12 protein-coding genes and 4 pseudogenes are annotated in these 17171 nt (G+C 53.8%); 8 read left to right on the top strand and 8 right to left on the bottom strand.

Annotated features, from left to right (window positions below; all coding sequences use genetic code 11):
* Positions 1-2 precede the first annotated feature (2 nt).
* A complete protein-coding gene (locus OA238_RS25800; protein ID WP_044038823.1) occupies positions 3-1367 on the top strand; it encodes an ISNCY family transposase in 1365 nt (454 codons plus the stop codon).
* Positions 1368-1767: 400 nt separating this feature from the next.
* Here the strand turns inward: OA238_RS25800 and OA238_RS25795 are convergent, their stop codons facing one another.
* Positions 1768-2643, bottom strand: a complete 876-nt coding sequence (locus OA238_RS25795) for a lysophospholipid acyltransferase family protein (protein ID WP_015497442.1) — start codon at positions 2641-2643, stop codon at positions 1768-1770.
* A 142-nt stretch (positions 2644-2785) separates the two neighbouring features.
* Between OA238_RS25795 and OA238_RS25790 the strand changes: the two are divergent.
* Positions 2786-3385, top strand: a pseudogene (locus OA238_RS25790) (IS30 family transposase); the annotation flags it as partial.
* 7 nt (positions 3386-3392) lie between these two features.
* Here the strand turns inward: OA238_RS25790 and OA238_RS30985 are convergent.
* Positions 3393-4361: pseudogene (locus OA238_RS30985) on the bottom strand (IS30 family transposase).
* Between the two features lie 436 nt (positions 4362-4797).
* Between OA238_RS30985 and OA238_RS25775 the strand changes: the two are divergent.
* Positions 4798-5709 (top strand): LysR family transcriptional regulator, encoded by a 912-nt coding sequence (locus OA238_RS25775; RefSeq protein ID WP_044037669.1) that lies wholly within the window; start codon positions 4798-4800, stop codon positions 5707-5709.
* A gap of 402 nt (positions 5710-6111) precedes the next feature.
* Here the strand turns inward: OA238_RS25775 and OA238_RS30980 are convergent, their stop codons facing one another.
* Complete coding sequence (locus OA238_RS30980) at positions 6112-6291, bottom strand: YdcH family protein (RefSeq protein ID WP_083906910.1); 180 nt, start codon at positions 6289-6291, stop codon at positions 6112-6114.
* A gap of 161 nt (positions 6292-6452) precedes the next feature.
* Here OA238_RS30980 and OA238_RS34305 point away from each other — a divergent pair.
* The 3 genes and pseudogenes from OA238_RS34305 to OA238_RS25765 form a co-directional block, all read left to right on the top strand.
* A pseudogene (locus OA238_RS34305) lies at positions 6453-6719 on the top strand (IS5 family transposase); the annotation flags it as partial.
* A 246-nt stretch (positions 6720-6965) separates the two neighbouring features.
* Entirely contained in the window at positions 6966-7847 is an 882-nt protein-coding gene (locus OA238_RS25770) for a DMT family transporter (RefSeq protein WP_015497437.1), read from the top strand.
* An 18-nt stretch (positions 7848-7865) separates the two neighbouring features.
* Positions 7866-8843 carry an IS5 family transposase gene (locus OA238_RS25765; RefSeq protein WP_051076610.1) on the top strand — a complete coding sequence of 326 codons (978 nt, stop codon included), beginning with the start codon at positions 7866-7868 and terminating at the stop codon, positions 8841-8843.
* A gap of 118 nt (positions 8844-8961) precedes the next feature.
* On the opposite strand, the gene OA238_RS25760 is transcribed toward OA238_RS25765, so the two are convergent.
* Positions 8962-9855: a DMT family transporter gene (locus tag OA238_RS25760; RefSeq protein WP_015497435.1), complete on the bottom strand. Its 894-nt coding sequence runs from the start codon at positions 9853-9855 to the stop codon at positions 8962-8964.
* A gap of 1017 nt (positions 9856-10872) precedes the next feature.
* Here OA238_RS25760 and OA238_RS25755 point away from each other — a divergent pair.
* Together OA238_RS25755 and OA238_RS32275 are read left to right on the top strand one after the other, a co-directional pair.
* Entirely contained in the window at positions 10873-11604 is a 732-nt protein-coding gene (locus OA238_RS25755) for a universal stress protein (protein ID WP_015497434.1), read from the top strand.
* 105 nt (positions 11605-11709) lie between these two features.
* Positions 11710-11931, top strand: coding sequence for a hypothetical protein (locus OA238_RS32275; RefSeq protein ID WP_144055990.1), 222 nt, complete (start codon positions 11710-11712; stop codon positions 11929-11931).
* Positions 11932-12212: 281 nt separating this feature from the next.
* Here the strand turns inward: OA238_RS32275 and OA238_RS25745 are convergent.
* The 4 genes and pseudogenes from OA238_RS25745 to tnpC all read right to left on the bottom strand — a co-directional run bounded on the left by OA238_RS25745 (position 12213) and on the right by tnpC (position 17104).
* Positions 12213-12887, bottom strand: a pseudogene (locus tag OA238_RS25745) (IS6 family transposase).
* 590 nt (positions 12888-13477) lie between these two features.
* On the bottom strand, positions 13478-14710 hold the full coding sequence (locus tag OA238_RS25740) for an ISL3 family transposase (protein ID WP_015495002.1): 1233 nt from the start codon (positions 14708-14710) through the stop codon (positions 13478-13480).
* Positions 14711-14808: 98 nt separating this feature from the next.
* A complete protein-coding gene (locus OA238_RS32270; protein ID WP_187293117.1) occupies positions 14809-14967 on the bottom strand; it encodes a hypothetical protein in 159 nt (52 codons plus the stop codon).
* A 442-nt stretch (positions 14968-15409) separates the two neighbouring features.
* The gene (tnpC, locus tag OA238_RS25725) at positions 15410-17104 is read right to left on the bottom strand and encodes an IS66 family transposase (protein ID WP_051076609.1); all 1695 of its coding nucleotides are present in this window, start codon (positions 17102-17104) and stop codon (positions 15410-15412) included.
* Positions 17105-17171 lie beyond the last annotated feature (67 nt).

The raw sequence follows: 17171 nt of genomic DNA, 5'->3' as shown, positions 1-17171 counted from the left end.
CTGTGGGACTGGTGATTATGAGCGAACGCAAGCTGAACCGCATTGAAGTATTGAGCCAAGTGACACAAGGCCGGATGACGGCTGTGACTGCGGCCAACGTGCTTGGACTGAGCCGACGACAAGTGCATCGATTGCTGAAGGATTTCCAGACCGATGGTCCCGCTGCGATCCGCCACAAAGCGCGCGGCCGAAGATCGAACAACCGGATCGACCCTGCGGTGAGTGAGTTTGCGGTGACACTGGTCCGCGAGAACTACATCGACTTTGGCCCGACGTTTGCGGCTGAGAAGCTGGCAGAAGATCATGGCCTGAAGGTTTCGCGTGAGACGCTGCGCAAGTGGATGCAGGACGCTGGGATCTGGTTGAGCCGCAAACAGCGCCGCACGTTCCATCAGCCTCGTTTGCGTCGGGAATGCTTCGGCGAACTGATCCAGATCGATGGATCTGATCACCATTGGTTTGAGGATCGTGGTCCGCGATGCACCCTGCTCGTCTTCATCGATGATGCGACCAGCACTTTGATGCAGCTGAGGTTTGTGACGTCTGAGAGCACGTTCAGTTACTTTGAGGCGCTCGATTTGTATCTGGCAGCACATGGCCGGCCGGTTGCGTTCTATTCTGACAAGCAAACGGTGTTCCGCGTCGCCAACCAGTCCGCCAAATCCGGGCACGGGATGACGCAATTCGGTCGGGCTTTAAACGCGCTAAACGTCGAGATTCTCTGTGCAAACAGCTCTCAGGCCAAAGGCCGCGTCGAGCGCGCCAATCGCACATTACAGGACCGTTTGGTCAAAGAGCTCAGGCTTGCAGGCATCTCGGATATGGACGCCGCTAATGCGTTTCTGCCCAGCTTCACCGAGAGCTATAACGCCAAGTTCGCAAAGGTCCCGCGCCGTGCCGACAACTTGCATCGGCCGATGAACATCGAGCCCGATCGATTGCGAGATGTGTTCGCGCTCCAAGACGAACGGCTTGTTGGGGCTCAACTTGCGTTCTCCTATGAACGCCAACGCATCATCCTTGCCGAGAATGAGATGACGCGCGGGTTGCCGGGCAAATATGTGGACACGTTTGCCTTCCCGGATGGGCGATTTGAGGTCCGCTGGAAAGGTGTCTCCATCCCCTATTCCATCTTTGATAAAGATCAGCGTGTGACCCACGCAGCCATCACCAAGAACAAACATCTCAGCGCGGTCCTGGAGCACATCAAAGCCGAACAGGACAAAGCGGCTCCAAAAAAACGCCGCGCCGGCAAGCAAGCGACGCGCTATCAACCGACTGGCAAACGCAACAACGGCTGGAATTCAAAGCTGGCTAAACGCGCGAAGGAGAAGGCCGAGGCTGCCACGCCACACGCCGCGGAATAACCACGCCCGCATGGCTGGTCCGGGCTGCGATGTGTGAGGTCTCCACCCAGCCCAGCCATGCTCCCACACCACCAAGTGAGACATTTCTACTTTGCGGAACGACGGACATTTTAACTTGGTTGCAACAGTCAGTTGTAGCTGCAAAGCGATAATGTCACCCCTGTGCAATTCAGAAATGTCACTCTCTTGTTCAAATGAACAACGGGAGATTGGACATGGGACTGGTGATTATGAGCGAACGCGAGCTAAATCGCATTGAGGTGTTGGCGCAGGTCGATGATGGACGCCTGAGCGTTCAGAACGGTGCGAACATGTTGGACGTCACGAAGCGGCAAATGTTTCGATTGCTGAAGCTATACCGGGCTGACGGTGCTGCCCCCTCCGGTATCAGACCCCAAGGTCACACACCATCCCAACGCCTCAACATCCAGTACCACTGTTCTGGATCAGTCATGATCCGCGCAGATAGGCTGTCATTGAAAGCATGGGTCATTGTAATGCTGTCGGTGTGTGGGATTGGGGCTTCGAAATCCACGTTGAACGCGTTCCCGTCTTCAGTGCGGATACCATAGGCTGGTATCATGGGTAGGTCGTATTTGAGTGCAAGCTGGGCCGCAGAGAGAGACGTAAGAGCATCATACCCAAGGAAAGGTATTCGCACACCTTCCGAATACTTCTCATCTAATAAGATTGAGATAATACCGCCATCCCGCAGATGCCGCACTAGGGCCCTGGTTCCCACGCTGCCGGTTGCCAAAATTGGCTTTCCCCCTGCTTCAATCCCCCCAAGAATGCGGCGTTCGTAATGGCGGTTCTTGTTCGGTCGATACACAGCTCCGCTTTCGAGCCCATGCATTTTGACCACGGCGCGAACAGCTTCCCATTGCCCAAAGTGGCCAGAAACAATGATCGCTCCCTTGCCAGCCGCTTGAGCCTCTTTCAGTGCAACAAGACCAGGGCCTGAGGTGTTGAATTTGTGGTGTTGGGTTTGAAACTCAGCGTCGTGATAGATCTCAAAGAGCGTCCGCCCCATTTGCATGCCCATTTTTTGACCAAGCTTAGCGCGCGCACCACGCTTCATATCCGGGAAAACCCGTTTGGCTTCACGGTCAAACCGGCGTCTTGCTGGCGGAAACCAACGCAGAATCAAACCGAATGTCGTTCCTAACCCACGTGACCGCAAATCAAAGGCGCGCCATCGAAGAACAGTCAAAGCCGACCACAAAGGAAAGTATCTGACGTGATGTAAAACTGATTTTAGAGATATGAAAAGCATGGCTCTATATGAACGGCTTAAACGGCAATACCAATTAAAAACACAGCGCGAATTCAACTCGCCAGTGCAACTTTACCCACGGTATGATGCGTGAGGCAGCGATGCCCAAGTGCTTCTCACCGTCTAAAGTAAAGGAACACAAATGCGAGCCTATCACCGCCTCACTGAGGGACAGCGTAACCAAGTTTATGCGTTGAAGAAAGCAGGTTTGAAGCAATATGCCATTGCGGATCAGATCGGCGTGAACAAATCGACGATTTCGCGGGAATTTACGCGCAACACAGGCCTGCGCGGATATCGCCCCAAGCAGGCGCATCGTCTGGCTTGCTCACGGCAGGCACAAATTTGCCGGACCCGTATCTCGGATGTAATGTGGATTAGGATTGAAAAGATGATCCGGGAGGAATTGAGCCCCGAGCAGATTACAGGTCATCTGAAAGATATTGGTGAGCCAAGCGTCAGCCCAGAATGGATCTACCAGCATCTCTATGCAGACAAGCGTAACGGTGGCGACCTTCACACCCATCTGAGATGTCAAAAGCAACGGCGCAAGCGCTATGGCAGTACCGAGCGGCGCGGTCAGATCAAGAATAGAGTATCCATTGAGAAACGCCCTGCAATCGTCGACCTGCGCAGTCGCGTTGGGGATTGGGAAGCAGATACCTTGATCGGCAAGCAGGGACACTCTGTCCTTGTGACACTGGTTGAGCGCAAAACGCGATTTACCGTTGCTATAAAGGCACGCGGATTCAACTTGCCAGTGCAACATGCTGTTTGGGCCCTAGGAATAGCTGATTTGGCGTTTTAAAGCCAAGGCATTTTCTGGGCCGGCTGTTAATCTTTTCGATGATCTTAGCCACGTCCTCATCACTCAGATCATCAATGTCTTTTCCCTTTGGGATGTATTGCCGTATCAGACCATTGGTGTTTTCGTTGAGGCCCCGCTCCCAGGAGTGATAGGGGTGCGCGAAGAAACCCTCGGCAGTCAGCTCGCGGGCAATCTCTTTATGGTAAGCAAATTCTCTGCCATTGTCGTAGGTCAAGGTGAGAACCCTTTCCTGATAGGGCCTCAGGTGATCACAGATCGCATCCGTGACAGCCCGCGCTGTTTTATTGACTGCCTTTATGGCAACGGTAAATCGCGTCTTGCGCTCAACCAGTGTCACAAGGACTTAGTGTCCCTGCTTGCCGATCAAGGTATCGGCTTCCCAATCCCCAACGCGGCTACGCAAGTCAACGACTGCAGGGCGTTTCTCAATGGATACTCTATTCTTGATCTGCCCGCGCCGCTCGGTACTGCCATAGCGCTTGCGCCGTTGCTTTTGACATCTCAGGCGGTCGTGAAGGTCGCCACCGTTACGCTTATCTGCATAGAGATGCTGGTAAATCCATTCTGGGCTGATGCTTGGCTCACCAATGTCTTTCAGATGGCCTGTGATTTGCTCGGGGCTCCAGTCTTCGCGGATCATCTCTCCAATCCCAGTCCACGCCGCATCCGAGATACGGGTCCGGCAGATTTGTGCCTACCGCGAGCAAGCCAGACGATGCGCCTGCTTGGGGCGATATCCGCGCAGGCCTGTGTTGCGCTTAAATTCCCGCGAAATCGTCGACTTGTTCACGCCGATCTAATCAGCAATGGCATATTGCTTCAAACCTGCTTTCTTCAACGCATAAACCTGGTTACGCTGCCCCTCAGTGAGGCGGTGATAGGCTCGCATTTGTGTTCCTTTACTTTAGACGGTGAGAAGCATTTGGGCATCGCTGCCTCACGCATCATACCATGGGTAAAGTTGCACTGGCGGGTTGAATCCGCGGTACAATTTAGCCTTGAAAACAAACGATAGTTTTTTTCTGGAATCTGGTTAATTAGGGCATCGCGACAGCCGCTGAATATAGATTGCCAAAAGCCAGGGTCGAAATTCCTTATGATACGATTTAGCCCCCTACCGGACTCGACCCCAACTTGCGCGTGGCATTGTCAAGTTGTTGACCATAATGCTGGTTGGTCGTAGCGCGTACCGATGATCTGCCAGAGGTCCCAGCTGCGCCTCAAAGGCCACCATTTCCCACGTTCTGTTATTTCCTACGCGGTTTGGGGTACTCTCGTAACAAGTGCCAACATGTGAGCGGTAACAGATGCAGCAAGGATATCCGATGGACTGGGACAAGTTACGAATTTTTCACGCGGTCGCTGACGCAGGGTCGCTGACCGCTGCGGGTGACAAGCTACACTTGTCGCAATCTGCAGTGTCACGCCAAATTCGCGCGCTCGAAGAATCACTGTCGACGATTCTGTTTCACCGTCACGCCCGTGGGTTGATCCTGACCGAACAGGGCGAACTGCTGTTTGATGCAACCAAATCCATGTCGCGCCGCCTAGATGTCGCCAGTGCACGAATTAAAGATTCCGCCGAAGAAGTCTTTGGCGAACTGAAGGTCACCACCACCACAGGCTTTGGCACCCTCTGGCTCGCGCCGCGTCTGCCTGCACTCTATGAAAAATATCCGGACCTGAACATCGACCTGATGCTGGAAGAACGCGTGCTCGACCTGCCAATGCGCGAAGCCGACGTGGCAATTCGCATGAAAGAACCCTCACAGGCCGATCTGGTTCGCAAAAAGCTGATGACAGTGCGCATGCGGCTTTATGCGTCGCAGGCATACCTCGACAAAGTGGGTGGTTTCGATGAAATCGAGGACATCGGCCGTCATCGGCTCATTTGTCAAAGCCCCAGCGCGTTTCAGGTGGCGGCGGGGGCGACGCTGGTTGGGCATCTGCTCAGCTATGACAAACCGAGTCTTTTGCATGTGAACAATTACTTTGGTGTGCTTCAGGCGGTACTGTCCGACCTCGGTATTGGCGTTTTGCCTGATTATGTGATCGAGGACTTCCCCACACTGGTGCGCGTTCTGCCTGAGGTTGAAAGCGGCGAAGTCCCTGTTTACTTTGCCTATCCTGAAGAGCTGCGGCAATCCAAACGCATCATGGCGTTCCGCGATTTTGTTCAGGATGAGATTATTACCCATCGCCGCCGTATTCGTGATGGCGCCGCCGCGATCGCTTAAATGCATCTCATCACATCGCTCAGGGTCGTGACCTATGCGACAAACGCATGGCGGGGATGCGTCCAAGATAGCCGTTAGTGCTTGTTCGCTTCAACTCTGCCTCATAAATATACAGGGTAGAGCGGTTTTGCCGCTTTATATCTCCCTGTTGTACTTCGCTGGGCCTTTGTGCCCGGAATTTCTTTGTCTAACGTCTTGTTCGTGTACGACTTGATGGAGAGCACCCCAAAGCGTGGGGCTGGTCCCCAGAAGCTGAAGTTTGAGTTGAAGAATTTCCAACGGTACAGGCATCGAGGAAATATGTCAGATCATCCCGAAAACGCAATTGCCCCACGCTTTGGGGTACTCTCCCCTGAGCCTTAAATAACAAAGGGCGTGGGTCTTGCCCGCGTCCCGATGACATCAAGCGGTTGCGCCGCGGTGTTCAAGTAGGAGGATATCCTCTTTGATGACCAGCTTACGCTTCTTCATATCTTTGATTTCGAGATCATCGCTGCCGGGGCGCTTTTGCTCGCGGGTGATGTTCTTTTCGAGCGATGCATGTTTTCTTTCAAAGCATTCAAGTTGCCTGCCATCTGATATCCTCCTGGTTTCAAGTCTTACTATTAAGAGATATGCATGATGCGAAGTTCAGCAAGGCCCGGGATCAGATCGGACCGTCTTGCGCGTCGCGTGCAAAGTCAGACCCTCACCCCTGCGCGAGAGGGTGGAGAAATCCGGCACCGCGATCGCAACTCCCAGCAATCCCGCCTCCGATCACGGCCGTTCTCAGCCTCGATGCTGCCCGTGATCCAACGCCCCGGGATAAACACATCGCGGAGATTCGAGACTAGGGACGCCTGGCATGGCAAGTTAACAGCGGCTACAATCACCGGAGCCGAGGCGAAGCACAAATGGGCCGCTGGAAGATGGTCATCGGCCCCAAACTGAAAGCTCGGAACTTTCCAAACCAAAAAACTGAAGCCAGGATTGGGACAAACATTCTCAACGTTTCGAAGGGACAGAGGTAACCGCACGCTCAGCCCTACGTCCCAGCTTCCTTGCCGCCAGTTCCGCAGCCCACGTCGTGGCGTTTGCTGTGCATTCGTAACAACTGACGGCTCTTGGTGGCCATCGGGTTGGAGGGCCTGCGTGTTCCGCCAAACCATGAGAAGTTGCTGGAGACGGGGCTCGCGGAACAGTAAAACAGGTCTGCCGTGGTATCATACGTGCACGCCTGCTAGTCCTGCCATGCAGACGAGGAGGGGAAGTAAAAGATGACAGCGAGAACCGCGATCGAAGCTGGTCGTACGCGGCAGGCGATCCTGACAATATGCGCGGGTGTCGCTTTCCTTTCTATGAACGACGCCATCGCGAAATTGCTGGTCGAGCGCTACGATCCGGTACAGATCGTGTTTCTGCGCAACCTCATTGCCTTGCCCATGGTGGGTGCCGTGGTGATGTATAAAATTGGGGTCTCTGGTTTTGTCTCAAACCACCTGCGTGTCCATGCAATACGCGGCCTATTGATGCTGGGAGGGGCTTACATGTTTTTCAAGGGGCTCGAGGCTTTAGCGCTGGCCGAGGCCACCGCCCTGGTCTTTTCGGCCCCGATTTTTATCACTGCCCTCTCGGTTCCACTGCTGGGAGAGACGGTCGGCTGGCGACGGTGGGGCGCGGTGCTGGTCGGGTTCATCGGTGTCTTTATCATCGTGCGGCCCGGTGGGGCTACCTTTCAACCCGCATCACTTTACGTGATTGGTACAGCCGGCCTTTATGCGCTCTTTATGATCAGCGCGCGCTTTCTTGGCCCCCGGGAGAGTATGTGGACGATGATGTTCTTCGTAATGCTCTTTCCCATGCTCTATGCCGCACCCTTAGCTTTCGTAGTTTGGGTGCAAGTGCAGGTCAGTGATTTGCCATTCCTTGTAGCGCTGGCTGTGTTTGGCACACTGGGGATCACGTTGATCGGGCAGGCCTTCCGCTTTGCGCCCGCGGCGGTGGTAGCACCGTTCGACTATACGGCGCTGATCTGGGCGTCCCTATTCGGGTGGCTGATCTGGGGTGACACCCCCGAAATGTGGACGCTCGCGGGAGCGGCTGTGATTGTGGTGAGCGGCATATTCATCGTTATTCGGGAAAGCCGACAGACAGCATAAGATAAGCACCGTGCGAAGATCCCGAAGCAAAAGCATCAGGTGACCAACTTGGCTGAATACAATCAGGGTTTGAGGCGGCGCGGTGATCTGACGGTTTGGATCAGCGATGAGGCGCTTGGTATGTGGTCGGCGGCGCGCCGAACGACACGTGGAGGGCAGCCGCGCTACTCGGACCTAGCGATTGAACTTTGTCTGACCTTGGGCATGCTTTTCAAGCAACCGCTGCGCCAGACCCAAGGCTTTATGCGCGGCATCACGGGAATACTGGGGGTTGAGATTGCAGTGCCTGATTTCTCAACCCTGTCTCGCTGGGGGAACGGCGTGATATTGCAGACGAGTCCAAGGGCGGACAAGCAAGCCGCGATACGCCTCGTCGTTGACAGTACCTGCCTGAAGATATTCGGTAAAGGCGAATGGCTTGAGGAAAAGCATAAAACCAAACGCAAACGGCGCTCTTGGCGCAAGCTGCACCTCGGTCTCGATCTTGTCAGTGGCGAGATTGTCAGCTCCGATCTGACCACAGATGAAGTCGGAGATCCAACGGCCTTGCCTGGCCTGCTTGATCAGGTCGACGGCCCGGTTGCTCTCTTTCTGGCCCCTCTCAGCGATGCAAGCATCGCCTGCCGGGCAATGGACGGCGCTTACGATGGAGAACCAACATCTGATTTGCTTGCCGCTCGGTTCGGATCGATGATCGAGGTCACGATCCCACCTCCCAAAACCGCGATCCTGAGCGCCATTGCGGGCCAGGATTCGACGGCGCGAGACTGCCATATCGCCGACATCGCAGCCCGCGGGAGGATGGCCTGGCAGAAAGCCTCTGGCTACAATCAACGCAGCCGAGGCGAAACCCTCATGGGCCGCTGGAAGGCCGTCATCGGGCCCAAGCTAAAAGCTCGCGCCTTCGAAAAGCAGAAAACGGAAGCGAAGATTGGCGTCCGCGTGCTGAACCGGATGACCGAACTCGGTCGCCCGCAATTCGAACGCACCGCCTGAAATCCGTCTCGGGTAGGGCGCGGTCCAAGCTAAAGTTGATCCGTGCAACTCGGCCATGAAAGATTAGAAATATAGTGACGCAATCCTGTGCATGACTGGCCCAGTCGCGAATTTTGTTTTAGATAATGTGGGTGTTCGGTGGCTGACCACGAAGGCGCCGCGCGCTGAGCACGTAGACCGTGAGTGTAGCGACCACCACTGCACCTCCGGCCATCATGCGTGGTGATGGCGCTTCGCCGGTGCCAAGCCACACCCAGACTGGCGCAAGCACCGTCTCCAACAACAGCAGCAAGCTGACATTAGCGGCGGCGGTGTGTCGGGAGGCCTCGTTGAGCGCGAAGAAAGACAACGGCAAGATGAGCAAGGCGCTCACCAAAACGGCCCAGACCGTTCCATCAGTCATCTGAGCTGGACCAATGATCAGCCAGCCAGAAGTGCCCGACGCCAGCGAACCTAGGCCAATCACCAAGAGTAGCGGCAGGCTGGGGTTGTGGCGCAATATGACGAAAGTCAGTGCGAGGGCGAAGGCGACGCCAAGCCCGCAAGCTGCTCCGGCAAGGGCATATGCGTCCAGAGCGTCCTCACCCTTGTCAGTCACGGCCAATGTCAAGCCCACCATAACCAGAGTGATGGCGATCCATGTCGCGCGGGTTGTAGTTTCGCCATAAAGCTGCCGGGCCAGCAACGCTGACCAGATTGGCACAGTAGCGACGCCTAGCAGAACCGGCGCGACCGGCGCTATTGAAATCCCCATGGGAAAAAGCGTCGTGTTCATTACTTGGCATGCGATCACGATGAGCGCAGTACTGCTTCCAAGCGCTGCAAGGTCGGCGCGCCAGACTTTACTTGTCAGCCACCAAGCCAGGAGGAAAATAAGCCCGAGACAGAGCCCACGCCATCCCAGCATCTGAAAGGTGGACATGCCGGAAATGCGCATGAGGAGCACATCTGGCGTCAACAAGAGTGCCCCAGCCAGAGCGAGGCCAACACCATAAGAGGGAGAGTGTTGCAATCCGCTCTGCCTCAAAGCTGCTTGTTATCGACAAAGGCGCAGTCCGCCTCTTCAATAGTGGGATGGAACTTGGCAGCCTGGATCATTGCTGAAGCCTCATGCCACAGATGTTTTTGACTTTTAGAGCGCTTTCTAGCGGATGCATCAGGGTGCAAAACGCGAACTGAGCATCTTGACGCCGCCCTCCAGATGGGGCCGAAAACTTTGGCAGACGCCCACAAAGTTCTGCGCCGCTGCATAAGCCATCAATTGCTTTGCGAGCGTATTTACAAACGGCATTAGGGTAGCCTCCTTGGCTGATCCCGTTATGCAAAGCTATTGGTCGCTTGGGGTCAAGATGTTTCAAGCTAGAAAGACTAGGGAGCGGAGATTGAGGCTTCGATCTTGGAGGTCCCCTTTTGAGCAGATAGCGGCAATACTACGCACCGATGCAGATGCTACTGCGTAGCACATTATACTTGCGCTGCATTGTATCGCCCATCTCGGCAAAACGGCCTTCCCACTACCCCCTGCCTTGCCTCGCTAAGACCTCTGCGAACTACTGCGCGAAGTCTCCCTCGTATTCAATAGTGGCCGCCCGATGTTCAAACGCATCTTCCTCATCTGCCATAGCTCTACGTGCAGGCGCATTTGGGGGCAAACGCACCGCGCAGGGATCATCGGGCGAAGGGCCGCGCAGTTGATCGTGTTATGCTGATTTGAAAGGAAACATGCCGGACAACACGACATGTTTTGGTACACTTTGTGTGCCTTACGAAGCTAATCCGAAACAGCGAAAACACCATCATGAGGACACACCCGACGGCCGTGACCTTGATTTTTTCCTTTTTTTATTATATGTTATTGGTATCAGAACTAACAAAGCCCACATGACAGCTGGGTCAGATGCGCGCAGTGGACAACGTTCAAATCGCCCGCAGGTTCCTAGTCGGCTCAACTAAACTTGGCAGTCGAAAAAAACAATCTACCTACGAAAGTTGCCCGATTAATATTCGGTCGCGACCAAAAAGGAGATCCATGACCATCTATTCAAAAATGAGAATATCGAACCCTTCACCCTATTTTGAAACGCCAGAACAAGTTCTGTGCGATAAAAAGCTGAGCTTGGACGATAAAGAAAAGGTCTTGCGATCCATGGTACTCGACGCGAATTTGTCGATTGAAGCCACGGCCGAAGGTATAGCTGTCGGCAATTTGTCGTATAGTTCAAAGGACCTTCAATCTGCGTTGATCCAGTTGGAAAAAATCAAAAAGGCCGAGACAGTTGAGAGCATAGATCTTCAAACTGCCCGCTTCCAACGGATCATGGTTGTGACAACAGTTGATCAGGACTTAAACCGTGAGATTGCGGATTTCGCCTATGATATGGCGGAGGTTACCGGCGGTAAGGTGTTTTTGTTGAATGTCGTCCCGTCGCAATTTGAAGGGGCCGGATTGGTCGCTGCAGGGCGAATAGGCACCACGATCCCTATCGTCGTGGCTGATAATGCGCAAATCATCGAAGACCGTGGTCAGCAACTAGCGGAGTTGCGGGTCGAAAGCGGTTCGAATGTCGAGACAGAGATTGAGGTGCGAGGCGGCGACGTCGAGAAAGTGATCGTCGATTACGCCGATGACTGCGACGCTGATGTCATTGTTGTCGGGTCTCCTAACCGGTCTTGGCTCAAAACTTTGTTCGATCCTTCCATCGCGCGCAGGGTCACTAAATCCGCACCCTGTCCTGTTTTGGTCGTGCCAGAGGCCGCGTAGCCCGTCGGCTGTTTGCAGTTGGGCCAAAGGGCTAAAATGACCAGACATGAAAGCTGACGTTGCGCCGCCGCGACCCAGCGCGGAATAGATTAAGGAGAAAAGTTAATGGCAAATCCAGAAAAGACGATTGAGGTTCCTAGAGCACAACCTCAAAAGGAAACGATGCTCGACAAGACTACACGCGTTGTAAAGCAGATTAACGATGAAGACGCTCATAAACGCTATGAAAAGTCCGCCAAACTTCGCAAGGCCCGTTTTGAAAAAGAGGCTGATCAACCTGTTGAATCCATCAGGTCAAAATCTGGCAGAGCGCGGTGTCGGCGTTGATCCAATAAAAAGGCACCCCATCGTTGTTTGCCGCTAGTCTGGTGCGGTTTTCCGACGCGGCAATCAAAATTGCCAAAGAAACCTTGCCTTTTGTCGCGTACAAATGTCGGGAAATTCTCAAAACGCGCAAGCATTGGCTCCAGTCTTTGCCACATAGCTGTTCTTCGATCCGCCAATCAGGTCGCCTTCCGGCATCGTCAAGTTGTTGGCTATCTTCGCAACGATAGCCGGGGCGCTAGATCTCAAGCAGCCTTAAGCTCACGCGTGATGCCGTCCCAAACTCAACGGGCATCGGCTCTCGTCTGGCGATAGGCAGCTGCTGAAAGGGTGTGGCGGCGCGGGCGGAAGACGGTTTGGACCTGATCATGAACGGAAAGAAATCGCTGGGCTTGCCTCGGCGATTTGAACCTCCCCATGACCTTTTCTCGCCGTCGGGTCGGCCTGTGTGACCCTTCGGATCGATTGTTGAGCCCCCTATGACTGCGATGCTCTATTCCCGGAGCAAGCTCCTTCAAGGCGGCGCCATAGCTTCGGAGTTTATCGGTGACGATCACCCGTGGCTCACCAAATGCCTTGAATAGTTTGCGGAAGAACCGAATGGCGGCCCGTTTATTGCGCCGAGACTGCACGAGGATGTCCAGCACATCACCTTTGCTGTCGACAGCGCGCCACAGCCAATACTTCTTACCATTTATCGGAAGGGCGACTCCGTCCAGGTGCCATTTGTCCGCCACTTTAGGTCGATCTCGGCGGATCGCCTTGGCATATTGTAACCCGAATTTAGCAACCCAAGCGCGGATGGTCTCGTAGCTGACCACAACACCGCGTGCGGCTAACAGATCCTCAGCATCGCGCAAACTCATGGGAAATCAATGATAGGCCCAGACGGCGTATGAGATAATCTCAGGTGGGAAACGGTGGCCTGAAAAGGCACCAGATTGCTTGGGTTTGGTCATACGCCCACGTACCGGCTTTTGAGATGTCCCGCAACTTGACGATACCATACGCAGACCTCATGCATCGCGGGCACGTAAGTAAGGCATTGAAAGCCTTTATGTCGCCGCTTCCCGTTGGGGCCAAGGTTCTGGATCTTGGCTGCGGCCAGCCCGTGCGTCAGTTCACATGCCAATGCGGGTGTCGTTGTACCCTAATTAATCAGATTCTGCGGATTCATGGGTGTATCGGGCGTTTTTGTACCCTTAATTACAATATATCCACAGGCTGAGCTTGGTCGATGTCGCTTTTCCTTTGCCCCCTCCAGATTGCATTCGCTCACGCCAAGAACGCCTGACGGTCCGCTGAAGAACCGAGCTTTGACATTGCATGACGCGCAGCTGCAAGAACGTTCTCTGACGCCTTGACGGCGGCTTACTGTTCAAAACCTGGGTTCCTTAGGACTTCGAAGCCGTCACTTATGCACAGACAACGACCGTATGGTAATTGAGGGTACAATGCTGCAATTAACGATACCAACTCATACTGAAAACAAAGGATAAAATCACAATCGATTCTGATTAATGGCTCTTCTCCGCTTTGTTGAGTTATTCTAGGATTTCAAATAGAACATAGATTGATTATCTGGGATGGATGATTGTCTAATTTTGAGTTTGAAGTATTCGGTATCCCTGATGCCCCTGGCTCGTTTGCGGATCATTCCTATACTGACATTACCAGCCTCTATCCTGGCGCTTGTCAGCTTGTGTTTCGCGTAGTTGCATATGCCCACACAATGTTTTCTTAGGGATTTTGCGAACTTTTTCAGATAGAGCATGTGTGACTGATCTGCGATCAGGCACCAATTTTCCAGTTGCTCTGACATCCCCTCAAATGATGGGGCGCTCCACAGAGCCTGAAGCTGTTCTTTTAAGACGTAAAGCGTATTCAGGTTGCTATTGCTCTCCAGCAACGTTTGCAGCTTGTTACTTTGTTTTTCATTCAACTTATCCGCATTTTTGAGCAACAGATAATGCGTGCCCTTCATCAACTCTTTACCACTTGGATCGGCCTTCCTGAACTCAAGGCGACGCTGATTATGGATAGCCTTGCTGTAGTTTTTCATGACGTGGAAACGGTCAAATACGATGTCGGCCATCGGCAAGGACTCCCTGACAGCCTTTTGGTAGGCAGGCCCCATATCCATCGACACGGCCTTTATTTTATGGGCTGTATCTGGCCGCAGCTGTTTCAAAAACCTTGAAAAAACTTCGGCAGTTCGACCGGCTTCCACCCAGATCAGATGCCCTCCGACCATATCGTAGACCACCGTCATATAGTCATGACCTTTCGCCCGGGCCACTTCATCGACACCAATGTATTCCAAGCCAGCAAGCTGTGCGGGATCAAGCGCAGGGAGCGTTTCCATCAGGTATGCCTTGTCGATATTCTTTACCGTCTCCCATCGTATACCTAAATGCCTGGAGACAGCCAGAATGGATAAATGACGGCACAATCCACTGATAAGATGGCAAAATCGATGGGTGAAACGGCACCCTTTATCAACAAAAGGACACGCCTCAATGCGGCGCTCACCCTTGCTAATAAAAACCTGCGCTAGCTCAATCTCAATCACACAAGGATACCCAAAAAACGGGATGTCGTTTACTTGTCGGCGAATATGTTGGTTGATGCTACCCTTCTTGCCGGTTGCAGGGTCTATAGCGCTCCTGCGGGCATCCCGACTGCACTGAACAATAACCTTCGCACCGTCTTCAGCCAGCTCAATTTCATTTACACGTTGCCCCTTCAGGCGTAAAATATGTTGCGAGATGTCGATGGTCATATACCTGCCCTATGTAAAGTTGTCAGAAACCTAACATATCAACAGGTTACTTGATGGTCAGCATCTTTTCTTACTCAACAAAGCGGAGAAGAGCCTGATTAATTAGGGTACAACGACACCGCAAGTGCATCCTCGCTGATCCAAACAGTCAGATCGCCACGCCGCCGCAGGCTTTCATCGTAATCGGCGCAGTTGGTCACACGACGCTTTTGCTTTGGGATCTTGGCGCGACGATGAGCGTTGAATTTGTGCGGCATTTACAGCATCCTCAAGAAGACAGACCGCAGCCGATATCAGTGGACTGGAGGTCCATGCAACAAGGCCGGGGCAGGTCACCATTGAGCAAGTGCTGTTGCCTGCTCTGTCCGGCCTTAGCGATGCCGTGGGCAGCAAGCGACAACTTGCTATGCTGAGTTGGGCATCCCTGACACTGCCCGCACACCCGCAGGAGGCTGCCGCGATGCAACGCATGGGCTATACCGCTAACGTCAGGTTTTTCGAACCACTAAAATCGCGCGTTTTGCGCGGCGCCCTAAGCAAGGAAGCAAAAAGACAGGAACTACACTCGGCTGGTCCAATTTCTGCGAAATAGTCGGCAATTTGAAATAGCGGCCAGTCATGCTGGTTTGTTTCAATTTTCCCGCTGCGCATCTTTTATTGAACATTCAGTTTTAAAGTAAGCATCAACGCTGCCCTTGATCAAGCTGCGTCTTTTGCCTCGGCCTCGGCGTTTTTAGCATCGATCATGTCCTGATAGGCCCACGGCATGAGATCGTTGATACGGTTTGCTTGATGGTCCTGGATGCGTTCCAGCACCCATGCGAGCCAGGCTTCGGGATTCACTTTGTTCATCTTGGCGGTCTCTATCAACGTATAAGCAATTGCTGCAGATTTGCCGCCTGCTTCTGATCCCATGAAGAGATAGTTTTTGCGTCCCACGGCCACAGGGCGCACTGCGCGCTCGGCTGTGTTGTTGTCCAGCTCAAGAAAGCCGTGATCAAGATAGGGCCGTGCCTTTGGCAGGCGCGCCAGTGCATATTTGATCGCCTTGGCCAGCGGCGTCTTGCTAGAGATCTTGCCCAGTTGCTCTTTAAGCCAGACTTCCAGGTCATCAAAGATCGGCTTGGCGTATTCCTGACGCAGGGCCACGCGTTCCGCAGGGGGCAGGAACCGCGCTTGTGTCTCAACATCATAGAGCTTTTTAATCCGCAGCACGGCTTCGCCCGCCACGGGCAGCTTTGTGCTTTCATAAAGGTCAAAGAACTCACGCCGCACATGGGCCATGCATGCCATCTCTTTGACCCGCCCCGTGCGGTAGGCGTCATTATACCCAGCATAGGCATCCGCATGGGCGTAGCCTTCATAGCTTTCGAGATGCTTGCTGGGATGCTCCGCCTCACGGCTGGTGGAGAACTGGTACCACACCGCAGGTGGAGCGCCGCTGGCCCAAGTGTCTTCTTTTCGGGCATAGACCCACAGTCGCGCGGTTTTGGTCTTATTCTTTCCTTTGCCATTGCCCTTCTGGAGCAGCTTGACCGTTGTGTCATCCATGAAGATCGCCTGCGCCTCAAAGACGTGATCGCAGATTGCATCTGAGACGCGCTCCAGCAGTTTGGTGCATTTGCCGACCCATCCCGCCATGAGCGATCCACTCAGATCAATGCCCTCGTTGGCAAACATCTGGCTCTGGCGATACAGCGGCAGATGATAGCCGTATTTACAGCACAGGATGTGGGCCATCAGCGCGGGGCCGACAAAGCTCTTCGGAATGGGTCGGCTTGGCATCTCAGCCTGAACAACGGCCTCACAACAGGTGCAGGCCAGACGCGGGCGGCCAATTTGGTTCACGATGTAATGTCCCGGGACATATTCCAACTCCTCCATCACATCCGTTCCAAGCACTTTGAAGCTGCCGCCACAGTCGGTGCAAGCATCACTGGGGGTGATGGTCTTTTGGACACGCTTCAGCCCCTTTGGGAAAGGTTTGCGCTTGCGCGGTGTGCGGGGCGGCTTGGCCTCAGCGTCAGAGGGTTCATCATCTGTCTCAACGGCTTGTTCGATCTCAAGTTCTTCAAGGATCAACTCAAGCGCCAGCTGTGCACTGCTTTCCGACTTTGAGCCAAAGCGGTGCTTGTTGTGACCGTGGAGTTGCAGGCGAAGATCGGCGATGATGGTGTCTCGGTTCTGGATGGCCCGCGCATGAGCGGTGCGCTCGGCACTCAGGGCGGCGTCCACTGATGCCATCTCATCCTTGAGGCGTTTTTGTACCGTCGCATAGCCAAGGGATGACCCGAGAAACGCTTGCTTCAGCTCTGACAATTCCGCTGTTTGCGCGGCAACGTATGCCTGTACTTCAGGGGGCAGATTAGTCAGATTTGGAGGGGTCTTACTCATGCCATTACATACCAAATCTCGGGCATCATGGGAATCCCACAAAGGCAAGAAGTCCTATAAAACATAC

The sequence above is a fragment of the Octadecabacter arcticus 238 genome, assembly GCF_000155735.2.
In the GTDB taxonomy this organism is placed as follows: Bacteria; Pseudomonadota; Alphaproteobacteria; order Rhodobacterales; family Rhodobacteraceae; genus Octadecabacter; species Octadecabacter arcticus.
Note: the sequence above shows the minus strand (reverse complement) of the source record. Positions and strands in the feature narration are given on the sequence as shown.

What these genes read in the sequence shown, in the direction of transcription:
- OA238_RS25795 (WP_015497442.1), bottom strand. Translation starts at nt 2,643, where the DNA reads ATGCTTTTCATATCTCTAAAATCAGTTTTACATCACGTCAGATACTTT.
- OA238_RS25775 (WP_044037669.1), top strand. Translation starts at nt 4,798, where the DNA reads ATGGACTGGGACAAGTTACGAATTTTTCACGCGGTCGCTGACGCAGGG.
- OA238_RS25770 (WP_015497437.1), top strand. Translation starts at nt 6,966, where the DNA reads ATGACAGCGAGAACCGCGATCGAAGCTGGTCGTACGCGGCAGGCGATC.
- OA238_RS25755 (WP_015497434.1), top strand. Translation starts at nt 10,873, where the DNA reads ATGACCATCTATTCAAAAATGAGAATATCGAACCCTTCACCCTATTTT.
- OA238_RS32275 (WP_144055990.1), top strand. Translation starts at nt 11,710, where the DNA reads ATGGCAAATCCAGAAAAGACGATTGAGGTTCCTAGAGCACAACCTCAA.
- OA238_RS25740 (WP_015495002.1), bottom strand. Translation starts at nt 14,710, where the DNA reads ATGACCATCGACATCTCGCAACATATTTTACGCCTGAAGGGGCAACGT.
- OA238_RS32270 (WP_187293117.1), bottom strand. Translation starts at nt 14,967, where the DNA reads ATGCCGCACAAATTCAACGCTCATCGTCGCGCCAAGATCCCAAAGCAA.
- tnpC (WP_051076609.1), bottom strand. Translation starts at nt 17,104, where the DNA reads ATGAGTAAGACCCCTCCAAATCTGACTAATCTGCCCCCTGAAGTACAG.